General features: G+C 70.6%; 13 protein-coding genes. 3 read left to right on the top strand and 10 right to left on the bottom strand.

Translation table 11 applies throughout. The features are described 5' to 3' along the window. The first annotated feature begins 30 nt into the window (after positions 1 to 30). The 3 genes from HDA41_RS29320 to HDA41_RS29310 are packed head-to-tail and all read left to right on the top strand — an operon-like array spanning position 31 to position 6,636. Positions 31 to 4,956 (top strand): ATP-dependent helicase, encoded by a 4,926-nt coding sequence (locus HDA41_RS29320; protein WP_184989079.1) that lies wholly within the window; start codon positions 31 to 33, stop codon positions 4,954 to 4,956. Between the two features lie 55 nt (positions 4,957 to 5,011). Continuing rightward, the gene (locus HDA41_RS29315; protein WP_184989076.1) at positions 5,012 to 5,839 is read left to right on the top strand and encodes an Fpg/Nei family DNA glycosylase; all 828 of its coding nucleotides are present in this window, start codon (positions 5,012 to 5,014) and stop codon (positions 5,837 to 5,839) included. A gap of 32 nt (positions 5,840 to 5,871) precedes the next feature. Then, the gene (locus tag HDA41_RS29310; protein WP_184989073.1) at positions 5,872 to 6,636 is read left to right on the top strand and encodes an SDR family NAD(P)-dependent oxidoreductase; all 765 of its coding nucleotides are present in this window, start codon (positions 5,872 to 5,874) and stop codon (positions 6,634 to 6,636) included. Here the strand turns inward: HDA41_RS29310 and HDA41_RS41650 are convergent. From HDA41_RS41650 to HDA41_RS29265, 10 genes are all read right to left on the bottom strand, one after another. After that, positions 6,599 to 6,928, bottom strand: coding sequence for a hypothetical protein (locus HDA41_RS41650; protein WP_230299660.1), 330 nt, complete (start codon positions 6,926 to 6,928; stop codon positions 6,599 to 6,601). The genes HDA41_RS29310 and HDA41_RS41650 overlap by 38 nt on opposite strands. Before the next feature lie 171 nt (positions 6,929 to 7,099). Further along, positions 7,100 to 7,570, bottom strand: coding sequence for a Dps family protein (locus HDA41_RS29305; RefSeq protein WP_184989070.1), 471 nt, complete (start codon positions 7,568 to 7,570; stop codon positions 7,100 to 7,102). 218 nt (positions 7,571 to 7,788) lie between these two features. After that, entirely contained in the window at positions 7,789 to 8,169 is a 381-nt protein-coding gene (locus tag HDA41_RS29300) for a helix-turn-helix domain-containing protein (RefSeq protein ID WP_003993396.1), read from the bottom strand. 109 nt (positions 8,170 to 8,278) lie between these two features. Then, entirely contained in the window at positions 8,279 to 8,824 is a 546-nt protein-coding gene (locus tag HDA41_RS29295; RefSeq protein ID WP_184989067.1) for a CinA family protein, read from the bottom strand. Continuing rightward, positions 8,821 to 9,693: a CDP-diacylglycerol--glycerol-3-phosphate 3-phosphatidyltransferase gene (gene pgsA / locus HDA41_RS29290; RefSeq protein ID WP_184989064.1), complete on the bottom strand. Its 873-nt coding sequence runs from the start codon at positions 9,691 to 9,693 to the stop codon at positions 8,821 to 8,823. Before pgsA ends, HDA41_RS29295 begins: the two co-directional genes overlap by 4 nt. Continuing rightward, positions 9,690 to 11,171, bottom strand: a complete 1,482-nt coding sequence (rimO, locus tag HDA41_RS29285; protein ID WP_184989061.1) for a 30S ribosomal protein S12 methylthiotransferase RimO — start codon at positions 11,169 to 11,171, stop codon at positions 9,690 to 9,692. Before rimO ends, pgsA begins: the two co-directional genes overlap by 4 nt. A 93-nt stretch (positions 11,172 to 11,264) precedes the next feature. After that, complete coding sequence (locus HDA41_RS29280; RefSeq protein ID WP_184989059.1) at positions 11,265 to 12,113, bottom strand: helix-turn-helix domain-containing protein; 849 nt, start codon at positions 12,111 to 12,113, stop codon at positions 11,265 to 11,267. 263 nt (positions 12,114 to 12,376) lie between these two features. Then, positions 12,377 to 15,118 (bottom strand): DNA translocase FtsK, encoded by a 2,742-nt coding sequence (locus HDA41_RS29275; RefSeq protein WP_184989056.1) that lies wholly within the window; start codon positions 15,116 to 15,118, stop codon positions 12,377 to 12,379. Between the two features lie 125 nt (positions 15,119 to 15,243). Next, on the bottom strand, positions 15,244 to 15,924 hold the full coding sequence (locus tag HDA41_RS29270) for a response regulator (RefSeq protein ID WP_184989053.1): 681 nt from the start codon (positions 15,922 to 15,924) through the stop codon (positions 15,244 to 15,246). A 307-nt stretch (positions 15,925 to 16,231) separates the two neighbouring features. Continuing rightward, positions 16,232 to 21,700: a HAMP domain-containing protein gene (locus tag HDA41_RS29265; protein WP_184989050.1), complete on the bottom strand. Its 5,469-nt coding sequence runs from the start codon at positions 21,698 to 21,700 to the stop codon at positions 16,232 to 16,234. Positions 21,701 to 21,776 lie beyond the last annotated feature (76 nt).

Below are 21,776 nucleotides of genomic sequence, written 5' to 3'. Positions count from 1 at the left end.
GTTGTCAGTGGCGAGGTGCACGATGGACGCATGGCCAGCAACACACACCGAGCCCTGGACACCTTCTCCCCCGCGACCCGCGCCTGGTTCACGGGCGCCTTCTCCGCGCCCACCACCGCCCAGGCTGGCGCATGGCAGGCCATTCACCAGGGCTCGGACGTACTGGTCGTCGCCCCCACCGGTTCCGGCAAGACCCTGGCCGCCTTCCTCGCCGCCCTGGACCAGCTCGCCTCGACGCCTCATCCCGCCGACCCCAGGAAGCGCTGCCGGGTCCTGTACATCTCCCCCCTGAAGGCCCTGGCCGTGGACGTCGAGCGCAACCTCCGCAGCCCCCTGACCGGCATCCGCCAGGAGTCCGTACGGATGGGTCTGCCCGAGCCCGAGGTCAAGGTGGGCATCCGCTCGGGCGACACCCCCGCCGCCGAGCGCCGCGCCCTGTCCACCCGCCCGCCGGACATCCTGATCACCACCCCCGAATCACTGTTCCTCATGCTGACCTCGGCCACGCGCGAGGCGCTGACCGGCGTGGAAACGGTGATCCTCGACGAGGTGCACGCGGTCGCGGGCACCAAGCGCGGCGCCCACCTCGCGCTCTCCCTGGAGCGGCTGGACGACCTCCTTCCGAAGCCCGCCCGCCGCATCGGTCTCTCCGCGACGGTCCGCCCGGTCGACGAGGTGGCCCGTTTCCTCTCGCCCCGCCGCAAGGTGGAGATCGTCCAGCCCGAGTCGGGCAAGGAGTTCGACCTGTCCGTGGTCGTCCCGGTCGAGGACCTGGGCGAGCTGGGCGGCTCCCCGGTGGCGGACGGCTCGGAGGGTGCCGAGCGCCCGTCGATCTGGCCGCATGTGGAGGAGCGGATCGCCGACCTCGTCCAGTCCCACCGCTCCACGATCGTCTTCGCGAACTCCCGCCGCCTCGCGGAGCGCCTGTGCAACCGCCTGAACGAGATCGCGTACGAGCGAGCCACGGGCGAGACCCTCGACGAGCACCACTCCCCCGCCGAGCTCATGGGCGGCTCGGGGGCCGCCCAGGGCGCGCCACAGGTCATCGCCCGCGCCCACCACGGCTCGGTGTCCAAGGAGCAGCGTGCCCTGGTCGAGGAGGACCTCAAGGCGGGCCGCCTCCCCGCGGTCGTGGCCACGTCCAGTCTCGAACTGGGCATCGACATGGGCGCGGTCGACCTGGTGGTCCAGGTCGAATCACCCCCCTCGGTGGCCTCCGGGCTGCAACGCGTGGGCCGGGCGGGCCACCAGGTGGGAGCGGTCTCCACCGGCGTGGTCTTCCCCAAGTACCGCGGTGACCTGGTCCAGGCGGCGGTGGTCACCGAACGCATGCGGACCGGCGCCATCGAGTCCCTCAAGGTCCCCGCCAACCCGTTGGACGTCCTGGCCCAGCAGATCGTCGCCATGACGGCCATGGACACCTGGCAGTTCGACGACCTCCTCGCCGCCGTCCGACGGGCCGCCCCCTTCGCCTCGCTCCCCGAGTCCGCCTTCACGGCGGTCCTCGACATGCTGGCCGGCCGCTACCCGTCCGACGCCTTCGCCGAGCTGCGCCCGCGCGTGGTGTGGGACCGCGTCACCGGCGAGATCACGGGCCGCCCCGGCGCACAGCGCCTCGCCGTCACCTCCGGGGGCACGATCCCCGACCGCGGTCTCTTCGGCGTCTTCCTCGCGGGCGCCGACCCCAAGAAGGGCGGCGGCCGGGTCGGCGAACTCGACGAGGAGATGGTCTACGAGTCCCGCGTCGGCGACGTCTTCACGCTCGGCACGAGTTCCTGGCGCATCGAGGACATCACCCGCGACCGCGTCCTGGTCTCCCCGGCCCCGGGCGTACCGGGCCGGCTGCCCTTCTGGAAGGGCGACCAGCTGGGCCGCCCGCTGGAACTGGGCCGGGCGGTGGGCGCGTTCCTGCGCGAGGTCGGCTCGCTGTCCAAGGACGACGCCCGGCTCCGCCTCCTCGCCGCGGGGCTGGACGCCTGGGCGGCGGACAACGTGCTCTCGTACCTGGACGAGCAGCGCGAGGCCTGCGGACACGTCCCGGACGACCGGACGATCGTCGTGGAGCGCTTCCGCGACGAGCTCGGCGACTGGCGCGTGGTCGTGCACTCCCCCTTCGGCGCCCAGGTGCACGCCCCCTGGGCCCTCGCGCTCGGCGCGAAGCTCTCCGAACGGTACGGCATGGACGCGCAGGTCATGCACGCCGACGACGGCATCGTGCTGCGCCTGCCGGACGCCGACCTCATGGGCCTGGACCTGCTCGACCAGGAGCCGGTCAAGATGGGCCGGGAGTACGACGCCGAGCAGGCACCGGTCGGCGCGGCGGACGTGGTCTTCGACAAGGGCGAGGTCGACCAGGTCGTCACCGACCAGGTGGGCAGCTCGGCCCTGTTCGCGTCCCGGTTCCGCGAGTGCGCCGCCCGCGCGCTGCTGCTGCCGCGCCGCAACCCGGGCAAGCGCACGCCGCTGTGGCAGCAGCGCCAGCGCGCCTCCCAGCTGCTGCAGGTGGCGAGCGAGTTCGGCTCGTTCCCGATCGTCCTGGAAGCGGTCCGCGAGTGCCTCCAGGACGTTTTCGACCTCCCCGGACTCGTCGAGCTGATGGGCGACCTGGAGTCCCGCAAGGTGCGCCTCGTCGAGGTCACCACTCCCGAGCCGTCCCCCTTCGCGCGCTCGCTCCTCTTCGGCTACGTCGCCCAGTTCCTGTACGAGGGGGACTCACCGCTCGCCGAGCGCCGCGCCGCGGCCCTGTCGCTGGACTCACGGCTGCTGGCCGAGCTGCTGGGCCAGGCGGAGCTGCGGGAACTGCTCGACGCGGAGGTGCTGACGGAGCTGGAGCGCGAGCTTCAGTGGCTCACCGAGGACCGCCGCGTCAAGGACGCCGAAGGCGTCGCGGACATCCTCCGCCTCCTCGGCCCGCTCACGGACGCGGAACTGGCCGAGCGGGGCGCCGAACCGCAATGGGCTCAGGAACTGGCCGGCGCCCGCCGCGCCATCCGGGTCCGGATCGCGGGCAGCGACCACTGGGCGGCGATCGAGGACGCGGGCCGGCTGCGCGACGCACTGGGCACCGCCCTGCCGGTCGGCGTCCCGGAAGCCTTCATGGAGCCCGTCAAGGACCCGCTCGGCGACCTCATCACGCGCTTCGCCCGCACCCACGGCCCGTTCACCTCGACCACGGCGGCGGCCCGCTTCGGCCTGGGTGTGGCCGTCACCGAGGGCGCCCTCCAGCGGCTGGCCGCGGCGGGCCGGATCGTCCAGGGCGAGTTCCATCCGGCCGGGATCGGCCAGGAGTGGTGCGACGCGGCCGTGCTGCGCCGCCTGCGCCGCCGCTCCCTGGCCGCCCTGCGCCATGAGCTGGAGCCGGTACCGCCGGCCGCGCTCGCGCAGTTCCTTCCCCAGTGGCAGCACATCGGCAAGGGTCACTCCCTGCGCGGCATCGACGGCCTGGTGCGCGCCATCGAGCAGCTGCAGGGCGCGTCCGTGCCCGCCTCCGCCCTGGAGAAGCTGGTCCTGCCCTCCCGGGTCGCGAACTACAACCCGGCCATGCTGGACGAGCTCACCGCCGCCGGAGAGGTGGTCTGGGCCGGGGCGGGCTCTCTCCCCGGCAAGGACGGCTGGGTCTCCCTCTACCTGGCGGACGCGGCCCCCCTGCTCCTGCCGCCCCCGCACCCCTTGGAGCTGACCGCTCTCCACCAGTCCGTCCTGGACGCCCTCTCCGGCGGCTACGGCCTGTTCTTCCGCCAGATCGCCGACCAGGTCCGCGCCACCACCCACCCCGACGCCACCGACCCCCAACTGGCCGACGTCCTCTGGGACCTGGCCTGGTCCGGACGTCTGACCAACGACACGCTCGCTCCCATGCGCTCCCTGCTCGGCTCGGGCCGCACCGCCGGTTCCACGGCCCACCGCGCCAAGCGCACGGTCCCGCGCGGCCGCTACGGCTCCCTGACGGCCGCGGCCCGCCCCGCCGCCTCCCGCTCCGGCCCACCGACGGTCGCAGGCCGCTGGTCCCTGCTCCCGGCCCACGAGCCGGACCCCACGGTGCGGGCCCACGCCCTCGCCCGCACCCTCCTCGACCGGCACGGCGTGGTGACCAGGGGCGCGGTCTCGGCGGAAGGCGTCGAGGGCGGGTTCTCGGCGACGTACCGCGTCCTGTCCGCCTTCGAGGACAGCGGCCAGGCCCGCCGCGGCTATGTCGTCGAGGGGCTCGGCGCCGCGCAGTTCGCGATGGACGGTGCCGTGGACCGCCTGCGCGCGGTGTCCAACGCCCGTGACCGCGGCGAGGACCTGCCCGGCCCCCCTCCGGGCCCCGACCTCGACCCGTTCCCCGCCCATGACTTCGCCGGACAGGACGACTCGCTCCCGTCCAGCGACCACCCCGACGACCCCGGCCCCGACGGATTCCCCGGCCTCGGCCCCGTCTCCGTCGCCCCGGCCCCCCAGCCGTCCCGGGACGAGTACGTCTCACCCCGGGATCACGCCCCACAGGGCACCCCGCCCTGGCAGAACGGCGGAGGCGCACCGTACCGTCCCGCGTTCCCGGGCCGCAGCAGCCGCCCGGACCCCGCCTCTCGAGCCGTCGTCCTCGCCGCCGCCGATCCGGCGAACGCGTACGGCGCCGCCCTGGCCTGGCCCGAGCCCCCGACCGGCGCCGGGCACAAGCCGGGCCGCAAGGCGGGCTCCCTGGTGGTGCTCGTCGACGGTGAGCTGACGCTCTACATGGAGCGAGGCGGCAAGACCCTGCTGGCCTGGGCCACCGACGCGGACAGCCACCCCGCCGACGACCCCCGCCTCCACACCGCCACCGAGGCACTCGCCACAGCCGCCCGAGCGGGCTCCCTCGGCACGGTCACGGTGGAGCGCGTCAACGGCGCCCAGGCCCTGACCTCCCCCATCGGCACTCTCCTGGAAGGAGCGGGCTTCATCGCGACTCCCCGAGGCCTCCGCCTGCGCGCCTGACCACCACACCGCCTGCGGCCGACCACCAGCCCCACGCCCGTGCCACCCTTGACCCATGCCCGAAGGTGACACGGTCTGGCAGACCGCGAGACGGCTGCACACCGCCCTCGCGGGCAAAGTGCTGACCCGCAGCGACCTCCGGGTCCCCCGGTTCGCCACGGCCGACCTGACGGGCCGCACGGTCCTCGACGTCACCTCGCGCGGCAAACACCTCCTGGCCCGCGTCGAGGGCGGCCTCACCCTGCACTCCCACCTGCGCATGGACGGCTCCTGGAAGGTGTACGAGAACGGCCGGCGCTGGAGCGGCGGCCCCGGCCACCAGATCCGCGCGATCCTCGGCAACGCCGACCACACCGCCGTCGGCTACCGCCTCCCCGTCCTGGAACTCCTGCGCACCACCGACGAGCCCCGCGCGGTCGGCCATCTCGGCCCCGACCTCCTGGGCCCGGACTGGGACCCCGACCGGGCCCTCGCCAATCTCCTCCAGGATCCGGCCCGCCCCCTCGGCGAGGCCCTGCTCGACCAGCGCAACCTCGCCGGTATCGGCAATGTCTACAAGAGCGAGCTGTGCTTCCTGCTCGGCGTCACCCCCTGGCTCCCCGTCGGCGACCTGCCCGCCGAGCGCGCCGCCAAGCTGCCCTCGCTCGCCAAGAAGCTGCTGGAGACCAACCGCGACCGCCCGATCCGCCGTACGACGGGCCGCCGCGGCCAGGACCTTTTCGTGTACGGCCGGGCTCCCCGCCCCTGCCTGCGCTGCCACACCTGCGTCCGCGTCGCCGACCAGGGCGACGGCTCCCGCGAACGCCCGACGTACTGGTGCCCCACCTGCCAGCCGGGCCCCGCCCCTGCCGCTTCCCCGACCCGGCGAAGCCGCACCAATTGACGACCCGTCAGAAACACTCGTACGGTCCCTGTATGCCCGTCACGGCGTACGACCTCACCGGCCGCACCGCGTTCGTCACCGGCGCCGCGAGCGGCATCGGCCGTGCCTCGGCGCTCCTGCTCGGCGAGGCGGGCGCCACCGTGCACTGCGCGGACCGTGACCCCGAGGGCCTGCACGAGACGGCGACCCTGATCAAGGACGGCGGCGGCACCGCCCACACCCACGGCCTCGACGTCAGGGACCGCACCCGGCTGAGGCAGGCCATGACCTCCTGCGAGCGCCTGGACGTCCTGGCCGCGATCGCCGGGATCATGCACAGCAGCCCGGTTCTGGAGACCCTGGACGAGGACCTCGACCGGGTGCTCGACGTCAACTTCAAGGGAGTGCTGTACGCCTGCCAGGAGGCGGCCCGCCTGATGATCGCCCGGGGCACCGGCGGCAGCATCGTCACCATGGCCTCGGGCGCCGTCGACACCGGCGGCCCCGGCCTGCTCTGCTACGGCGCGGCCAAGGCGGCGGTGGTCCAGCTGACCAAGACCCTCGCGACCGAGGTCGGCCGGCACGGCATCCGCGTCAACGCGGTCGCTCCGGGCTGGATCCGTACGCCCATGACCGACCGCCACGACAGCGAGGCCCAGGCCCATACCGAGGCCGTGATGGCCCGCATGTCACCCCTGGGCAGGGTCGGCGCCCCGCAGGACATCGCCCACGCGGTCCTGCACCTGGCGTCCGATGCCTCGGCCTTCACGACGGGCCAGATCATCCGCCCGAACGGCGGTGTTGCGATGCCCTGGTGAGGCACACCCGCCGGCCCGAGCAAGAACCCCCGAAGTCATCCCCGCCGCGACACCACACCCCGACCCCCCGCCCCCACACCCTCCGCCACCGCCCCGCAGCAACCGCCCCGCTCGCCCGCTCCTTCGGCACGCAATGCACCGGCAGGACACTCAGCCCCCACCCCCCGGCCGCGACCGCCGCCTCCAGCGCCCCGGCCCCGGGCGCGACCGCCAGCCGCAGCACCGCCCACCACCACAGCGCTCCCAGCCCCAGCACAGCTCCACGGGCCCCCCAGCGCCCTATCCCCGCCATGGCCGCCACCTCCAGCCCGACGCTATGCGGCCGCTCGGGCCGGCGGACAGGGCGCACCATCGGCACACAGGCGCACCGCGCACCCCCGCCGGGCTGCGAAACCGCGAGCCGCGAAGCCCCGAGCGGCGAGCCCTCCGGCCGGCCCGTCGCCCGCTGCCGCACCCGCTTCGGTCACCCGTTCTCGGCCTGGAACATCCAGTGATGCTTCTCCAGGTCCGCCGTGATCCCGATGAAGATGTCCTGGCTCACCGGATCCGGCTCACCGGTCGCCTCGACCCGCTCCCGCATCCGCACGATCACCGCGCCCAGCGCCTCGACGAGCGCCCCCACGGCGGTCGTGTCGTCGACCCACCCCTCCGGGGTCACGCCGATCCCGCTGCCGACGGCGACCGTCGCGGCACGCCCGTCGGGCGGGATCCCGAGCGCCGCGGCGCGCTCGGCCACGGTGTCGGAGTGCTTCCGCGCGGTGTCGACGACCTCGTCGAGCTGGAGATGCACGGAACGGAAACGCGGCCCCACCACGTTCCAGTGAATCTGCTTGGCCACGAGGGCGAGGTCCACGAGGTCCACGAGGGCGCCCTGCAGCGCCTCGGACACGGTCTTCAGGCTCGCGTCGGACAGCGGGCTCTTCACGACGTACATCCGCACCTCCATTGACTGCCCCCATCCCCTCAACGATGACCGCCACACGCCCTACGGGCAAACGCAAGCAAATCGGACACAACCCCACCCGACAGTTTGCAAGCAAGCGAAAACCCCGACCGACACCCCTCCGGATCTCCCGGAGAACCCCGGCCGGGGCCTCAGCAGTCTCGGCGCCTGGTCAGCGCCGCTCGTTCATGCCACGCACGCGCGAAGCGTCACGCGGCGACGACGTCCACCGCTTCGGCGGGCGCCTTGATGGTCACCCGTTCCGGTGGCACACCGGTCACCGAAACAGAACCCAGCATCGGGCGAACCGGCGTGGGCACAGGTTCGCTGGGGGTGGCCGCAGCGGACTGGGCCAGCTCGGCAAGGGCGAGTTCGTCGCTCACTTCCCGCATGAGCTCGGACATCCGTACGTCCAGCGCGTCGCAGATGGCGGAGAGCAGCTCGGAGGAAGCCTCCTTCTGCCCCCGCTCCACCTCGGAGAGATAGCCGAGTGAGACTCGGGCGGACGAGGAGACTTCGCGCAGAGTACGGCCCTGGCGCTGGCGCTGCCGACGCAGCACGTCACCCAGCAGGCGACGGAGCAGAATCATCGGTGGCTCCCTCCTCGGACCGCGTAGCCGCATCCATTACGCCCCACCGTACCGCCTTGCGCCGCGGCCGTGCGGGGAGCGATGTCGTGTTCACTCAGGGCTGCAAACATCAAAACCCCCCGTTCCGTTCCGTATCCTGTGCCCGCTCATTCCCAGTCTGTTCGCCCGCAAGCTCCTCCAGGAGCAGTGCGAGTACGCTCCGTACACTCTCTCTACGAATTTCCTCGCGGTCGCCGTTCAACCGCAGACCCTCCACTTTTCCGCCGCGGGCAGAACCGGAATCGGCCCTCAGGGGTCCGTCCACGGCGACGAAGACCGTCCCGACGGACTGTCCGTCCTGCGGCTCAGGGCCCGCGACACCGGTGGTCGCGATGCCCCAGTCCGCGCCGAGAGCCTTGCGCACTCCGGCCGCCATCTGGGCCGCGACCTGCGGATCCACCGCTCCTCGTGCCGCCAGCAGGGTGGCTTCGACACCCAGCAGTTCATGCTTCAGTTCGGTGGCGTAGGCCGTCACCGAGCCCCGGAAGACCTTGGATGCCCCGGGGACGGATGTGATCTCCGCCGCAACGAGGCCACCGGTCAGCGACTCCGCGACGGCGAGCGTCCCACCCTTCACCGTGAGTAGTCGCACCACGTCGGTGGCCGTGGAACTCACGCTTCCTTCTCCTCCAACGCGGCCTTGCGCTCGGCGATTCCCCGCCTGCGCAGCACAATGGCCTGTTTCACATAGTCGAGCCCGGTCACCACGGTCAGAATGACCGCTGCGGCCATCACCCAGAACCTCAAAGTGGCCAGCCACCCCGTCAGCGCCAGCACGTACATGCCGACGGCCACGCCCTGGGTGAGGGTCTTGAGCTTGCCTCCGCGGCTGGCGGGGATGACGCCGTACCGGATGACCACAAAACGCAGCAGGGTGATCCCGAGTTCCCGGCCGAGGATGACGCCGGTCACCCACCACGGCAGATCGCCGAGCGCGGACAGGCAGATCAGCGCCGCCCCCATGATCGCCTTGTCGGCGATGGGGTCGGCGATCTTCCCGAAGTCCGTGACGAGGTTGTACGTGCGCGCCAGGTGACCGTCGAAGATGTCGGTGATCATGGCGACGGCGAAGGCCGCCCAGGCGAGGGACCGCCACACGGGGTCGTACCCGCCGTCCGCGAGCATCAGCGCGACGAAAGCCGGCACGAGGATCAGCCGGAGCATGGTCAGGAGGTTGGCGACGTTCCAGACACTGGCCTGGTTGACGGCCGCGGCCGCCAGCTTCCCGCCCCGCGCGGGCTTCCCGTCGTCCTGCGCGTCGACGACGGCGCTCTCCGAGCCGTCACCGACGGCGGCCCCACTGTCACCCGCACCGGACGCCGCACCCTGCCGTGCACCGGACGCCGCACCGGACGCCCCGCCCTCGGCCGACCGCGCGGCTCCACGGCCCATCGCAGCCCCGGGAACCTTCCCCGAGGCCGCACCGGCCGCGGCTCTCCTCGCGCCGGAGGAGCCTCCCGCCGCGGATGCCGGAACACCGGTCATCTGCCCGCCTCCTCACTCCACGCCGGAGAGACGAACGAGCCCTGCAGCGGCTCGGCCACCAGATCGACGCCCTCCGTACCGACCACCTTCGCCTCGACCATACGGCCGTTGCTCAGACCCGCGCCGCTCGTGAGCAGCACCTGGCCGTCCGTCTCGGGCGCCTGGTGCGCCGCGCGGCCGTACACGCCCTCCGCGTCGTCGACGGACTCGACGAGCACGTGCACTGTCTGGCCGACGCGCTCCTCGGCGCGCTGCGAGACGAGTTCCTCCGCGAGCCGCGAGACGCGGGCCAGCCGCTCGGCGACGATGTCCTCGTCGAGCTTGTTGTCGTAGGTCGCCGCCTCGGTGCCCTCCTCGTCGGAGTAGCCGAAGACGCCGATGGCGTCCAGCCGCGCGCCGTTCAGGAAGCGCTCCAGTTCGGCGAGGTCGGCCTCGCTCTCACCGGGGAAGCCGACGATGAAGTTGGAGCGCACGCCGGCCTCGGGCGCCTTGCTGCGGATCGTGTCGAGCAGTTCGAGGAACCGGTCGGTGTCGCCGAAGCGGCGCATCGCGCGCAGCACGCCGGGCGCGGAGTGCTGGAAGGACAGGTCGAAGTAGGGCGCGACCTTCGGCGTCGACGTCAGCACGTCGATCAGGCCCGGCCGCATCTCCGCGGGCTGGAGGTAGCTCACCCGGACCCGCTCGATGCCGTCCACCTCGGCGAGCTCGGGCAGCAGCGACTCCAGCAGGCGGATGTCGCCGAGGTCCTTGCCGTAGGAGGTGTTGTTCTCGGAGACCAGCATGATCTCCTTGACGCCCTGCTCGGCCAGCCAGCGCGTCTCGTTCAGCACGTCGCTCGGGCGGCGGGAGATGAAGGAGCCGCGGAAGGACGGGATGGCGCAGAAGGAGCAGCGCCGGTCGCAGCCGGAGGCGAGCTTCACGGAGGCGACCGGGGAGCCGTCCAGACGGCGGCGCAGGGGCGCGCGCGGACCGGAGGCCGGGGCGAGGCCCTCCGGTAGGTCGGCCGGGGCGTGCCCGGGCAGGGCGACCTCGGCGGCCGACTCCTGGCGCTCGGCCGGGCTGATCGGCAGCAGCTTGCGCCGGTCGCGCGGGGTGTGCGCGGCGTGGATGCCGCCGTTGAGGATGGTCTGGAGCCGGTCCGAGATGTTCGTGTAGTCGTCGAACCCGAGCACACCGTCGGCCTCGGGGAGGGCCTCGGCGAGTTCCTTGCCGTACCGCTCGGCCATGCAGCCCACCGCCACGACGGCCTGGGTTCTGCCCTGTCCCTTGAGGTCGTTGGCCTCCAGGAGGGCGTCGACGGAGTCCTTCTTGGCGGCCTCGACGAAGCCGCAGGTGTTCACGACGGCGACGTCCGCGTCCTCGGCGTCCTCCACGAGCTGCCAGCCGTCCGCCTCCAAACGGCCTGCGAGCTCCTCCGAGTCCACCTCGTTACGGGCGCAGCCAAGGGTGACGAGTGCGACGGTACGGCGTTCAGGCATGGGCTCAAGAGTACTTCGTCCCGCTGACACCCCACGTCGACGGGGTTGGCCGTTTCCTGGCCAACCCCGCGGTCACCGCACGCTTCGGACCGGTTACCCGGCCTCGGGGTCGCCCTTCGTGTACGTCAGGCGTTCCACGGAGCCCGGCTGGAAGTCGTCCTTGATCTTCTTGCCGTTGACGTAGAGGTCGATCGCACCGGCGTCTCCGAGGACGAGGTGCACCTTCGAGCTGTCCTGGAAGGTCTTGGTCTCGCCCTGCTTGAGGAATCCGTCGAAGATCAGCCGGCCGTTGTGGTCCTTGGCGGCGATCCAGCTGCGGCCGTCGGCGGCGGCCACCTGGACCGTCACCTTGTCCTGCGGCGCGGCCGCGATGGCGCTGTCGGACGCCTCGGCCTTGGGGTCGGTGGGCTTCTTGGTCTTGGTGTTCGGGGAGGCGGAGTCACTGGGCGTGGAGCCCTCGGCCACGTTCGCCTCCTTGGCGCTGTCGTCGCCGCCCTGGAACATGGTGAACCCGACGAAACCGATCACCGCGACGATCGCGGCGACCATGGCGGCGGTCCAGTTGGGCCCCCGCCGCTCCGGACGGATACGTTCCGCCTCGAACAGGGGAGCTGCCGACGTCGGTGCCGGGCGCCCGCCGTGCTCGTCGCCGTACTGGGCGAGCAGTGGCGCGGGATCGAGGTGGACAGCCTTGGCCAGGGTCCTGATGTGCCCTCGGGCGTAGACGTCCCCACCGCAGGCGGTGAAGTCGTCCGCCTCGATGGCGTGCACGATGTTCATGCGGACCCGGGTGGCGCTACTGATGTCGTCGACGGTCAGCCCAGCGGCGATACGCGCCTGCTGAAGGGCACGGCCGATGGAGGGGCGGGCTTCCTCGCGGTCTTCTTGGACGTGCTCGTCTTCGAATGGACGCTCGTCTTCAGGGGAGTTGCCGATGGACACGGGGGCGCCTTTCGAGCGTGTAGCCGCCTGTGCTGGAGATTCAGTCTAGGGGGGGTACAAAAGGGTGGGGCAACCGGGCGGTGGCACTTTGTACGCCATCGGAATGGCCCGACATTCCGATGGTGAGGAAGCTGTTTGCCGCTTCCCCCAACTTGACGTACGCCGAAGGGAAACGGTTGCTCAATGATCCCTTACGGGTGAGTCACGATCCGGACACCCGATTGCAGTACGACTCGGCGAGGCGCCCGGCGTGTCCCGCTTCCCTACCCTTCAGACTCCCCCCGGATCAGCGCGAGCACGCCATCCAGCTCGTCAGGCTTCACAAGAACGTCACGAGCCTTGGAACCCTCACTCGGTCCGACGATGTTCCGGGACTCCATCAGGTCCATCAGCCGCCCGGCCTTGGCGAAGCCGACGCGCAGTTTCCGCTGGAGCATGGATGTCGATCCGAACTGCGTGGAGACGACCAGTTCGGCCGCCTGGCACAGCAGGTCGAGGTCGTCGCCGATGTCCTCGTCGATCTCCTTCTTCTGCTTGGTCCCGACGGTGACGTCGTCCCGGAAGACGGGCGCCATCTGGTCCTTGCAGTGCTGGACGACGCCCGCGACCTCCTCCTCGGTCACGAAGGCGCCCTGCATACGGGTCGGCTTGTTGGCGCCCATCGGCAGGAACAGCCCGTCGCCCTTGCCGATGAGCTTCTCGGCGCCGGGCTGGTCGAGGATGACCCGCGAGTCGGCCAGCGACGACGTGGCGAAGGCCAGCCGCGACGGCACGTTCGCCTTGATCAGACCGGTGACGACGTCGACCGACGGCCGCTGTGTGGCGAGCACGAGGTGGATACCGGCCGCGCGCGCGAGCTGCGTGATGCGCACGATCGCGTCCTCGACGTCCCGCGGCGCGACCATCATCAGGTCGGCGAGCTCGTCGACGATGACCAGCAGGTACGGATACGGCTGGAGCTCGCGCTCGCTGCCCTCGGGCGGTTTGACCTTGCCCTCGCGCACGGCCCGGTTGAAGTCGTCGATGTGCCGGTAGCCGTAGGCGGCCAGGTCGTCGTAGCGAAGGTCCATCTCGCGGACGACCCACTGGAGCGCCTCGGCGGCCCGCTTGGGGTTGGTGATGATCGGGGTGATCAGGTGCGGGATGCCCTCGTAGGCGGTCAGCTCGACCCGCTTGGGGTCGACGAGGATCATCCGGACGTCCTCGGGGGTCGCCCGCATCATGATCGAGGTGATCAGGCAGTTGATGCAGGACGACTTGCCGGAGCCGGTGGCGCCGGCGACCAGCATGTGCGGCATCTTCGCCAGCGAGTGCATGACGTAGCCGCCCTCGACGTCCTTGCCGAAGGCGACCAGCATCGGGTCGTCGTCCTCCGCGGACTCCGCGAGCCGCAGGACGTCACCGAGGTTGACCATCTCCCGGTCGGTGTTGGGGATCTCGATGCCGACCGCGGACTTGCCGGGGATCGGGCTGATGATCCGCACGTCCGGGCTGGCGACGGCGTAGGCGATGTTCTTGGCCAGCGCTGTGATCCGCTCGACCTTCACGGCGGGGCCGAGCTCGATCTCGTAGCGCGTGACCGTCGGCCCGCGCGTGAAGCCGGTGACGCTGGCGTCCACCTTGAATTCGGTGAAGACGTTGGTCAGCGCGGCGACTATGGCGTCGTTGGCGGCGCTGCGCGCCTTGCCGGGGCCCCCGCGCGTGAGGAGGTCGAGGGACGGCAGCGCGTACGTGATGTCACCGGACAGCTGGAGCTGTTCCGCGCGCGGGGGCAGGTCGCGGGGCTTGGCGGGCGGGGACTTGGTGAGGTCGCGGACGCCCGCCTTCGGCTTCTCCTGCTCGGGCTTGTCCTGCTGGAGCTTCTCCTGCTGCGGCCGGGCGGCCGGGACGGGCGTCGGCGTGGTCGCCTCGCGGTCCCCGGTGGCCACGCCCTGAGTGAGGTCGGCGACGATCGGCGAGGGCGGCATCCCGTGCAGCACGGCACCGTCGAGCGCGGCGGCGGCCGCCGCGGCGACGTCCACGGCGTCCATGGGCCGGTCCATGCCGGGCTGGGGCACGGCGGAGCGCCGGGGACGGCCGCGGCGCCGGGAGAGCGCTTCCTGCTCGGCGCTGTCGGGGTCGTACGCGGCGGGCGCCGAAGCGCGCCTGCCGCGGGGCCGGGCCGGCAGGGCCTCACGCCACTGCTCGTCGTAGCGCTCGTCGTCGTCGGCGAAGCCGTACTCGTCCTCGGCCGGGTCGCGGACGATCCCGAGCCGCACCCCGAGCAGCCGCAGCCGCTGCGGGATGGCGTTGACGGGGGTGGCCGTGACGACAAGCAGCCCGAAGATCGTCAGCAGCACCAGGAGCGGCACGGCGAGCATGTCGCCCATGGCGTACGACAGCGGGGTCGCCATGGCCCAGCCGATCAGGCCGCCGGCGTCCCTTATGGCCTGCATGCCCTCGCCGCGGGCGGGTGAGCCGCAGGCGATGTGGACCTGGCCGAGCACGCCGATGACGAGCGCGGACAGGCCGATGACGATGCGTCCGTTGGCCTCGGGCTTCTCCGGGTGGCGGATGAACCGCACGGCGATGACGGCGAGCAGGATCGGCACGAGCAGGTCGAGCCGGCCGAAGGCACCGGTCACCAGGATCTCGACCAGGTCGCCCACGGGGCCCTTCAGGTCGGCCCAGGTGCCCGCGGCGACGACCAGCGCGATGCCGAGCAGCAGCAGGGCCACGCCGTCCTTGCGGTGGGCCGGGTCGAGGTTCTTGGCGCCCTGCCCTATGCCGCGGAACACGGCGCCGACGGCATGCGCGACCCCGAGCCACAGGGCGCGCACGAGCCGGTAGATGCCCCCGGTCGGGCTCGGAGCCGGTTTGGGCGCGGCCTTCTTCGCCGCGGCCCTCTTGGCGGGCGGCTTCTTCGCGGGAGCCTTTTTGGCAGCGGCCTTCTTCGCCGGAGCCTTCGCCGAACCGGCCGCCTTCTTCGCGGGCGGCTTCTTGGCTGCGGAGGGACGTGAGGCCATGGGTGTGAGGTTACCGGGGGAGACGACAAGGGACACGTGTGCCTACGGCTTCACCCGTTCGTGTCGCTCCGGGAGAGGCACGGAACTGACACGCGCTCACGGGGACAACCACCCCTGCCCGGGGGTCAGTTCTGCGAGGACACCGACGGCGTGCTCCCGGTGCCCGGTTCCAGCGCGTCCAGCGCCCGCCGCAACCCCGTGAGCTTGCGCTCCAGATGAGCCGCCGTGGCCACCGCCGCCGCGTCCGTCGAGTCGTCGTTGAGCTGCTTGGTCAGCGCCTCGGCCTGCTCCTCGACGGCCGCGAGCCGCGCCGAGAGCTCGGCGAGCAGCCCGGCCGACTCCTTGGCCTCACCGCCCGCGTCCTTGCCGTTGCCCTCCAACTGGAGCCGCAGCAGCGACGCCTGCTCACGCAGCTGGCAGTTCTTCATGTAGAGCTCGACGAAGACGGAGACCTTCGCGCGCAGCACCCACGGGTCGAACGGCTTGGAGATGTAGTCGACCGCGCCCGCCGCGTAACCCCGGAAGGTGTGGTGCGGCCCGTGGTTGATCGCGGTGAGGAAGATGATCGGGATGTCCCGGGTCCGCTCCCGCCGCTTGATGTGCGCGGCTGTTTCGAAGCCGTCCATACCCGGCATCTGGACGTCCAGCAGAATGACCGCGAAGTCGTCCGTGAGCAGCGCTTTGAGCGCTTCCTCCCCGGACGATGCCCGCACCAGCGTCTGATCGAGCGCAGAGAGGATCGCCTCCAGCGCCAGCAGATTCTCCGGCCGGTCATCGACCAGGAGGATCTTGGCCTTCTGCACCATGGCCCGCCCTCCTCGCCCCGGCGTGGGGCCTCCCCTGTCCGCAGGACCTGAGGATGCACCGGTGGGTGCCGCCCCAGGGGACGACTCCCTTGCGCCGCCCGTCCTTGTGCCGGTCATCGTAGCCGCACCCCGCCTGTCGCCACACCCTGTCACCGGGATGTCACTGTGCACGTAGCAGAAACGCAGCAGAAGACCAGAAGGTTCCCCGGATCTCGTACTTCTACACGACTATGCGCACACCACGTCCGCAACTGCGTGTGAACACCGAACCTTCCCGCCAACGTTGCGTAACGGCCCAACGTTCCCCTCATTCCCCTCGCATCCACTCATCCATCACCGCGAGCAGGTGATCGGGGTCGACCGGCTTCGTGACGTAGTCGGAGGCACCCGAATCGATCGCCTTCTCCCGGTCGCCCTTCATCGCCTTCGCGGTCAGCGCGATGATCGGCAGCCCGGCGAACTGCGGCATCCTGCGGATCGCCGTGGTCGTCGCGTACCCGTCCATCTCGGGCATCATGATGTCCATCAGGACGACCGTCACATCCTCGTGCTGCTCCAGCACCTCGATGCCCTCACGGCCGTTCTCGGCGTACAGCACGGACAGGCCGTGCTGCTCCAGGACGCTGGTCAGCGCGAAGACGTTGCGGATGTCGTCGTCGACGATCAGGACCTTCTCGCCGCCGAAGCGGATGCCGCGCCGCGGCTTCGGCGCAGTCTGCTCCGCGGGCGTCCACTGCTCCGGCTGCGCCGGGCGCGGCGCCAGCTCCGGCATCCGGCGCCGCCGCCGGAACAGGGCGGCCGGCCCGTTCTGCGTGTCGTTGTACGACTTGACCTCGGCCGGCGTCTCGACCTCGACCTCGGACAGCTCCGACAGGTCCGACGTCGACGCCATCAGATCACCGGGCTCCAGGGCCGGCAGCTGCTGCTGATAGCCCTGCGGCGGCAGTTCGCTGGGGTGCAACGGCAGGTACAGCGTGAACGTCGAGCCACGGCCAGGCTCGCTCTGCGCGTGGATCTCACCGCCGAGCAGCTGGGCGATCTCCCGGGAGATGGACAGCCCGAGACCCGTACCGCCGTACTTGCGGCTGGTCGTACCGTCGGCCTGCTTGAACGCCTCGAAGATCACCCGCATCTTGCTGGACGCGATACCGATCCCGGTGTCGGTCACGGAGAACGCGATCAGCTCGGCGTCCGGATCCGTCAGCGACCCGGTCTCCAACAACTGCTCCCGGATCTTCTGCGGCACGTCGTCCCGCGCCGGCCTGATGACCAGCTCCACCGACCCGGAGTCGGTGAACTTCACCGCGTTCGACAGCAGGTTGCGCAGCACCTGCAGCAGCCGCTGCTCGTCGGTGTGCAGCGTGGCGGGCAGCTCCGGCGACACCCGCACGGACAGGTCCAGGCCCTTCTCCGCGGTCAGCGGTCGGAAGGTGGCCTCCACGTAGTCCACGAGCTGGACGAGCGCGATACGCGTCGGGGAGACGTCCATCTTGCCCGCCTCGACCTTCGACAGGTCGAGGATGTCGTTGATCAGCTGGAGCAGGTCGGAACCGGCCCCGTGGATGGTCTCGGCGAACTCGACCTGCTTCGGGGAGAGGTTCCCCTCGGCGTTGTCGGCGAGCAGCTTGGCCAGGATCAGCAGCGAGTTGAGCGGCGTACGCAGCTCGTGCGACATGTTGGCGAGGAACTCGCTCTTGTAGCGCATCGACACGGCGAGCTGCTCGGCGCGCTCCTCCAGGACCTGCCGCGCCTCCTCGATCTCGGTGTTCTTCACCTCGATGTCGCGGTTCTGCTGGGCCAGCAGCTCGGCCTTCTCCTCCAGTTCGGCGTTGGACGCCTGCAGGGCCTTCTGCCGCTGCTCCAACTCCGCCGAGCGCTCACGCAGTTGCTCGGTCAGCTTCTGCGACTGCGCCAGCAGCAGCTCGGTCTTGGTGTTGACGGAGATGGTGTTGACGCTCGTGGCGATCATCTCCGCGATCTGGTTGAGGAAGTCCTTCTGGATCTGCGTGAACGGCGTGAAGGACGCCAGCTCGATGACGCCGAGCACCTTCCCCTCGAACAGCACCGGCAGCACGATCACCTGTGCGGGCGGCGCCTCACCGAGCCCGGAGGAGATCCTCAGGTAGCCGCTGGGCGCGTTCTCCACGAGGATCGTGCGCTTCTCCATGGCGGCCGTCCCGATCAGTCCCTCACCCGGCCGGAACGACGTCGGCATGGAACCCATCGAGTAGCCGTACGAGCCCAGCATGCGCAGCTCGTAGTGGTCGTCGTCCGCGGCGTTCATGTCCTCGCCGTCGACGAGCGGCATCGTGAGGAAGAAGGCGCCGTGCTGCGCGGACACCACCGGCGTCAGCTCGCTCATGATCAGCGAGGCCACGTCCTCCAGGTCGCGGCGGCCCTGCATCAGCGCGGAGATACGGGCCAGGTTGCCCTTGAGCCAGTCCTGCTCCTTGTTGGCGATCGTGGTGTCGCGCAGGTTGGCGATCATCTTGTTGATGTAGTCCTGGAGCTCCTGGATCTCCCCGGACGCGTCCACGTCGATCTTCAGGTTCAGATCGCCGCGGGTCACCGCGGTCGCCACGCGCGCGATGGCACGCACCTGCCGGGTCAGGTTCCCGGCCATCTCGTTCACGGACTCGGTCAGGTCCCGCCAGGTGCCGTCGACGTCACGCACGCGTGCCTGCCCACCGAGCTGTCCCTCCGTGCCCACCTCACGGGCGACGCGGGTGACCTCCTCGGCGAAGGACGACAGCTGGTCGACCATCGTGTTGATGGTCGTCTTCAGCTCCAGGATCTCCCCACGCGCGTCGATGTCGATCTTCTTCGTCAGGTCACCCTTGGCGATGGCCGTGGTCACCATGGCGATGTTGCGCACCTGACCGGTCAGGTTGGACGCCATCTGGTTCACGGACTCGGTCAGGTCCTTCCACGTACCGGCCACCCCCGGCACGTGCGCCTGCCCGCCCAGGATGCCGTCCGTGCCCACCTCACGGGCCACCTTGGTGACCTGCTCGGCGAACGAACTCAGCGTCTTCACCATCGTGTTGATGGTGTCGGCGAGCTGCGCGACCTCACCGCGCGCCTCGATGGTGACCTGCCGTGTCAGGTCACCGTTGGCGACCGCCGCGGAGACCTGGGAGATGTTCCGCACCTGGGTGGTCAGGTTCTTGGCCATCAGGTTGACGTTGTCGCTCAGGTCCTTCCAGATGCCCGTGACACCCGGCACGTGCGCCTGCCCGCCCAGAATGCCCTCGGTGCCCACCTCACGGGCCACCCGGGTCACCTGCTCGGCGAAGGAGGACAGCTGGTCCACCATCGTGTTGACGGTCGTGACGAGTTCGAGGATCTCGCCCTTGGCGTCGACGGTGATCTTCTTCGACAGATCGCCCCGGGCGACCGCCGTCGTGACCTCGGCGATGTTGCGGACCTGAATGGTCAGGTTGTTCGCCATGCCGTTCACGGACTGGGTGAGGTCCTTCCAGGTGCCGGAGACGCCCTGCACCTCGGCCTGGCCGCCCAGGATGCCCTCCGTACCCACCTCACGGGCCACACGCGTGACCTCCTGGGCGAACGACGACAGCTGGTCCACCATCGTGTTCAGGGTGTTCTTCAGCTCCAGGATCTCCCCGCGCGCGTCCACGGTGATCTTCTGGGACAGGTCACCCCGGGCCACCGCGGTCGCCACCTGGGCGATGTTGCGCACCTGCGCGGTGAGGTTGCCGGCCATGCCGTTCACGGAGTCCGTCAGGTCACGCCACACACCGGCCACGCCGGGCACCTGCGCCTGACCGCCCAGTCGGCCGTCCGTACCCACCTCGCGCGCGACCCGGGTCACCTGGTCGGCGAAGGCCGAGAGCTGGTCGACCATCGTGTTGATGGTGTTCTTCAGCTCCAGGATCTCCCCGCGCGCGTCGACGTCGATCTTCTGGGACAGGTCGCCCCGGGCCACCGCCGTCGTCACCTGCGCGATGTTGCGCACCTGGGAGGTGAGGTTCCCGGCCATGGAGTTGACGGAGTCGGTGAGCTCCTTCCACGTACCGGACACGCCGTCCACCCGGGCCTGGCCTCCGAGACGGCCCTCCGTGCCCACGTCCCGGGCCATCCGGGTCACCTGGTCGGCGAAGGACGACAGCTGGTCGACCATCGTGTTCACGGTGTTCTTCATCTTGAGCATCTCGCCGGAGACGTCGACCGTCACCTTCTGCGAGAGGTCACCGTTGGCCACCGCCGTCGTCACCTGCGCGATGTTCCGCACCTGTCCGGTGAGGTTCCGGAACGCCGTGTTGACGGAGTCCGTCAGGTCCTTCCACGTACCGGCCACACCCGGCACCTGCGCCTGACCGCCCAGCTCCCCCTCGACCCCGATCTCACGGGCCACACGGGTCACCTCGGCACCGAAGGCCGAGAGCTGGTCGACCATCGTGTTGACGGTGTTCTTCAGCTCCAGCATCTCGCCGGCCACGTCCACGGTGACCTTCTGCGACAGATCGCCATTGGCCACGGCAGTCGTCACGGCGGCGATGTCCCGCACCTGAGTGGTCAGATTCCGGAAGACCGTGTTCACCGAATCGGTGAGGTCCTTCCACGTCCCCGCCGCGCCCGGCACATTCGCCTGGCCGCCGAGCCGCCCCTCGGCCCCGACCTCGTTGGCCACACGCGTGACCTCGTCCGCGAAGATCCGCAGCGTCTCGGTCATCTGGTTGATCGTCTCGGCGAGTTGCGCGACCTCGCCGCGCGCCGGCACGGTCACCTTCCGCGACAGGTCACCGTTGGCGACCGCCGTCGTCACCTCCGCGATCCCACGCACCTGGGCCGTGAGGTTCCCGGCCATGGTGTTGACGGAGTCGGTGAGCTCCTTCCACACACCGTCCACCCCGGGCACCTGCGCCTGACCGCCCAGCGCGCCCTCGGTGCCCACCTCACGGGCCACCCGCGTCACCTCGGAGGAGAACGCCGACAGCTGGTCCACCATCGTGTTGACGGTGTTCTTCAGCTCCAGCATCTCGCCGGCCACCTGAACCGTGACCTTCCGGGACAGATCACCCTTGGCGACCGCCGTCGTCACCAGCGCGATATCCCGCACCTGAGCGGTGAGCCGGTACGCCATCGTGTTGACGGAGTCCGTGAGATCCCGCCATGAACCCGACATGCCCCGCACACGGGCCTGCCCGCCCAGCTTGCCCTCGGTACCCACCTCACTGGCCACGCGCGTGACCTCGTCGGTGAACGTCGACAGCTGGTCGACCAGGTTGTTGACGGTCCGCCCGACCTTCAGGAACTCACCGCGCAGCGGCTGCCCGTTCCCGTCCGGCACCTGCGTACGCAACTCCATACGCGGCGACAGATCACCTTCGGCCACCGCGGACAGCACCCGGCTGACCTCGGAAACCGGCCGCACCAGGTCGTCCACCAAGGCGTTCGAGTTGTCGATCGCGGTCGCCCAGGAGCCCTCGCAGGCCCCCGTCTCCAGCCGCTCGGTGAGCTTGCCCTCCCGGCCCACCATCCGCCGCACGCGCGAGAGCTCACCCGTCAGATGCAGATTGCGGTCGGCCACCTCGTTGAAAACCGCCGCGATCTCGGCCATCAAGCCGTCCCCGGACACCGTGAGCCGCTTGCGGAAATTGCCGTCCCGCATCGCCACCAGGGCGACCATCAGCCGGTTCAGGGCTGCCGTGTCCACTTCAGTAGTGCCGCTACGCACTTTGCCCTGACTACTTGGGGACTGTCCGCCTTTCGCGCGCGCCTTGTTGCCGCGCGTCGCTGCGCCAGACTCCACTGTGTCCCTCCCGCAGGGGTCGACCGTCACTGCTGTGCTGAGGTACCACGCTCGGCGTACCGGTTACTACTGCGTA

Source organism: Streptomyces caelestis (assembly GCF_014205255.1).
In the GTDB taxonomy this organism is placed as follows: Bacteria; Actinomycetota; Actinomycetes; order Streptomycetales; family Streptomycetaceae; genus Streptomyces; species Streptomyces caelestis.
Note: the sequence above shows the minus strand (reverse complement) of the source record. Positions and strands in the feature narration are given on the sequence as shown.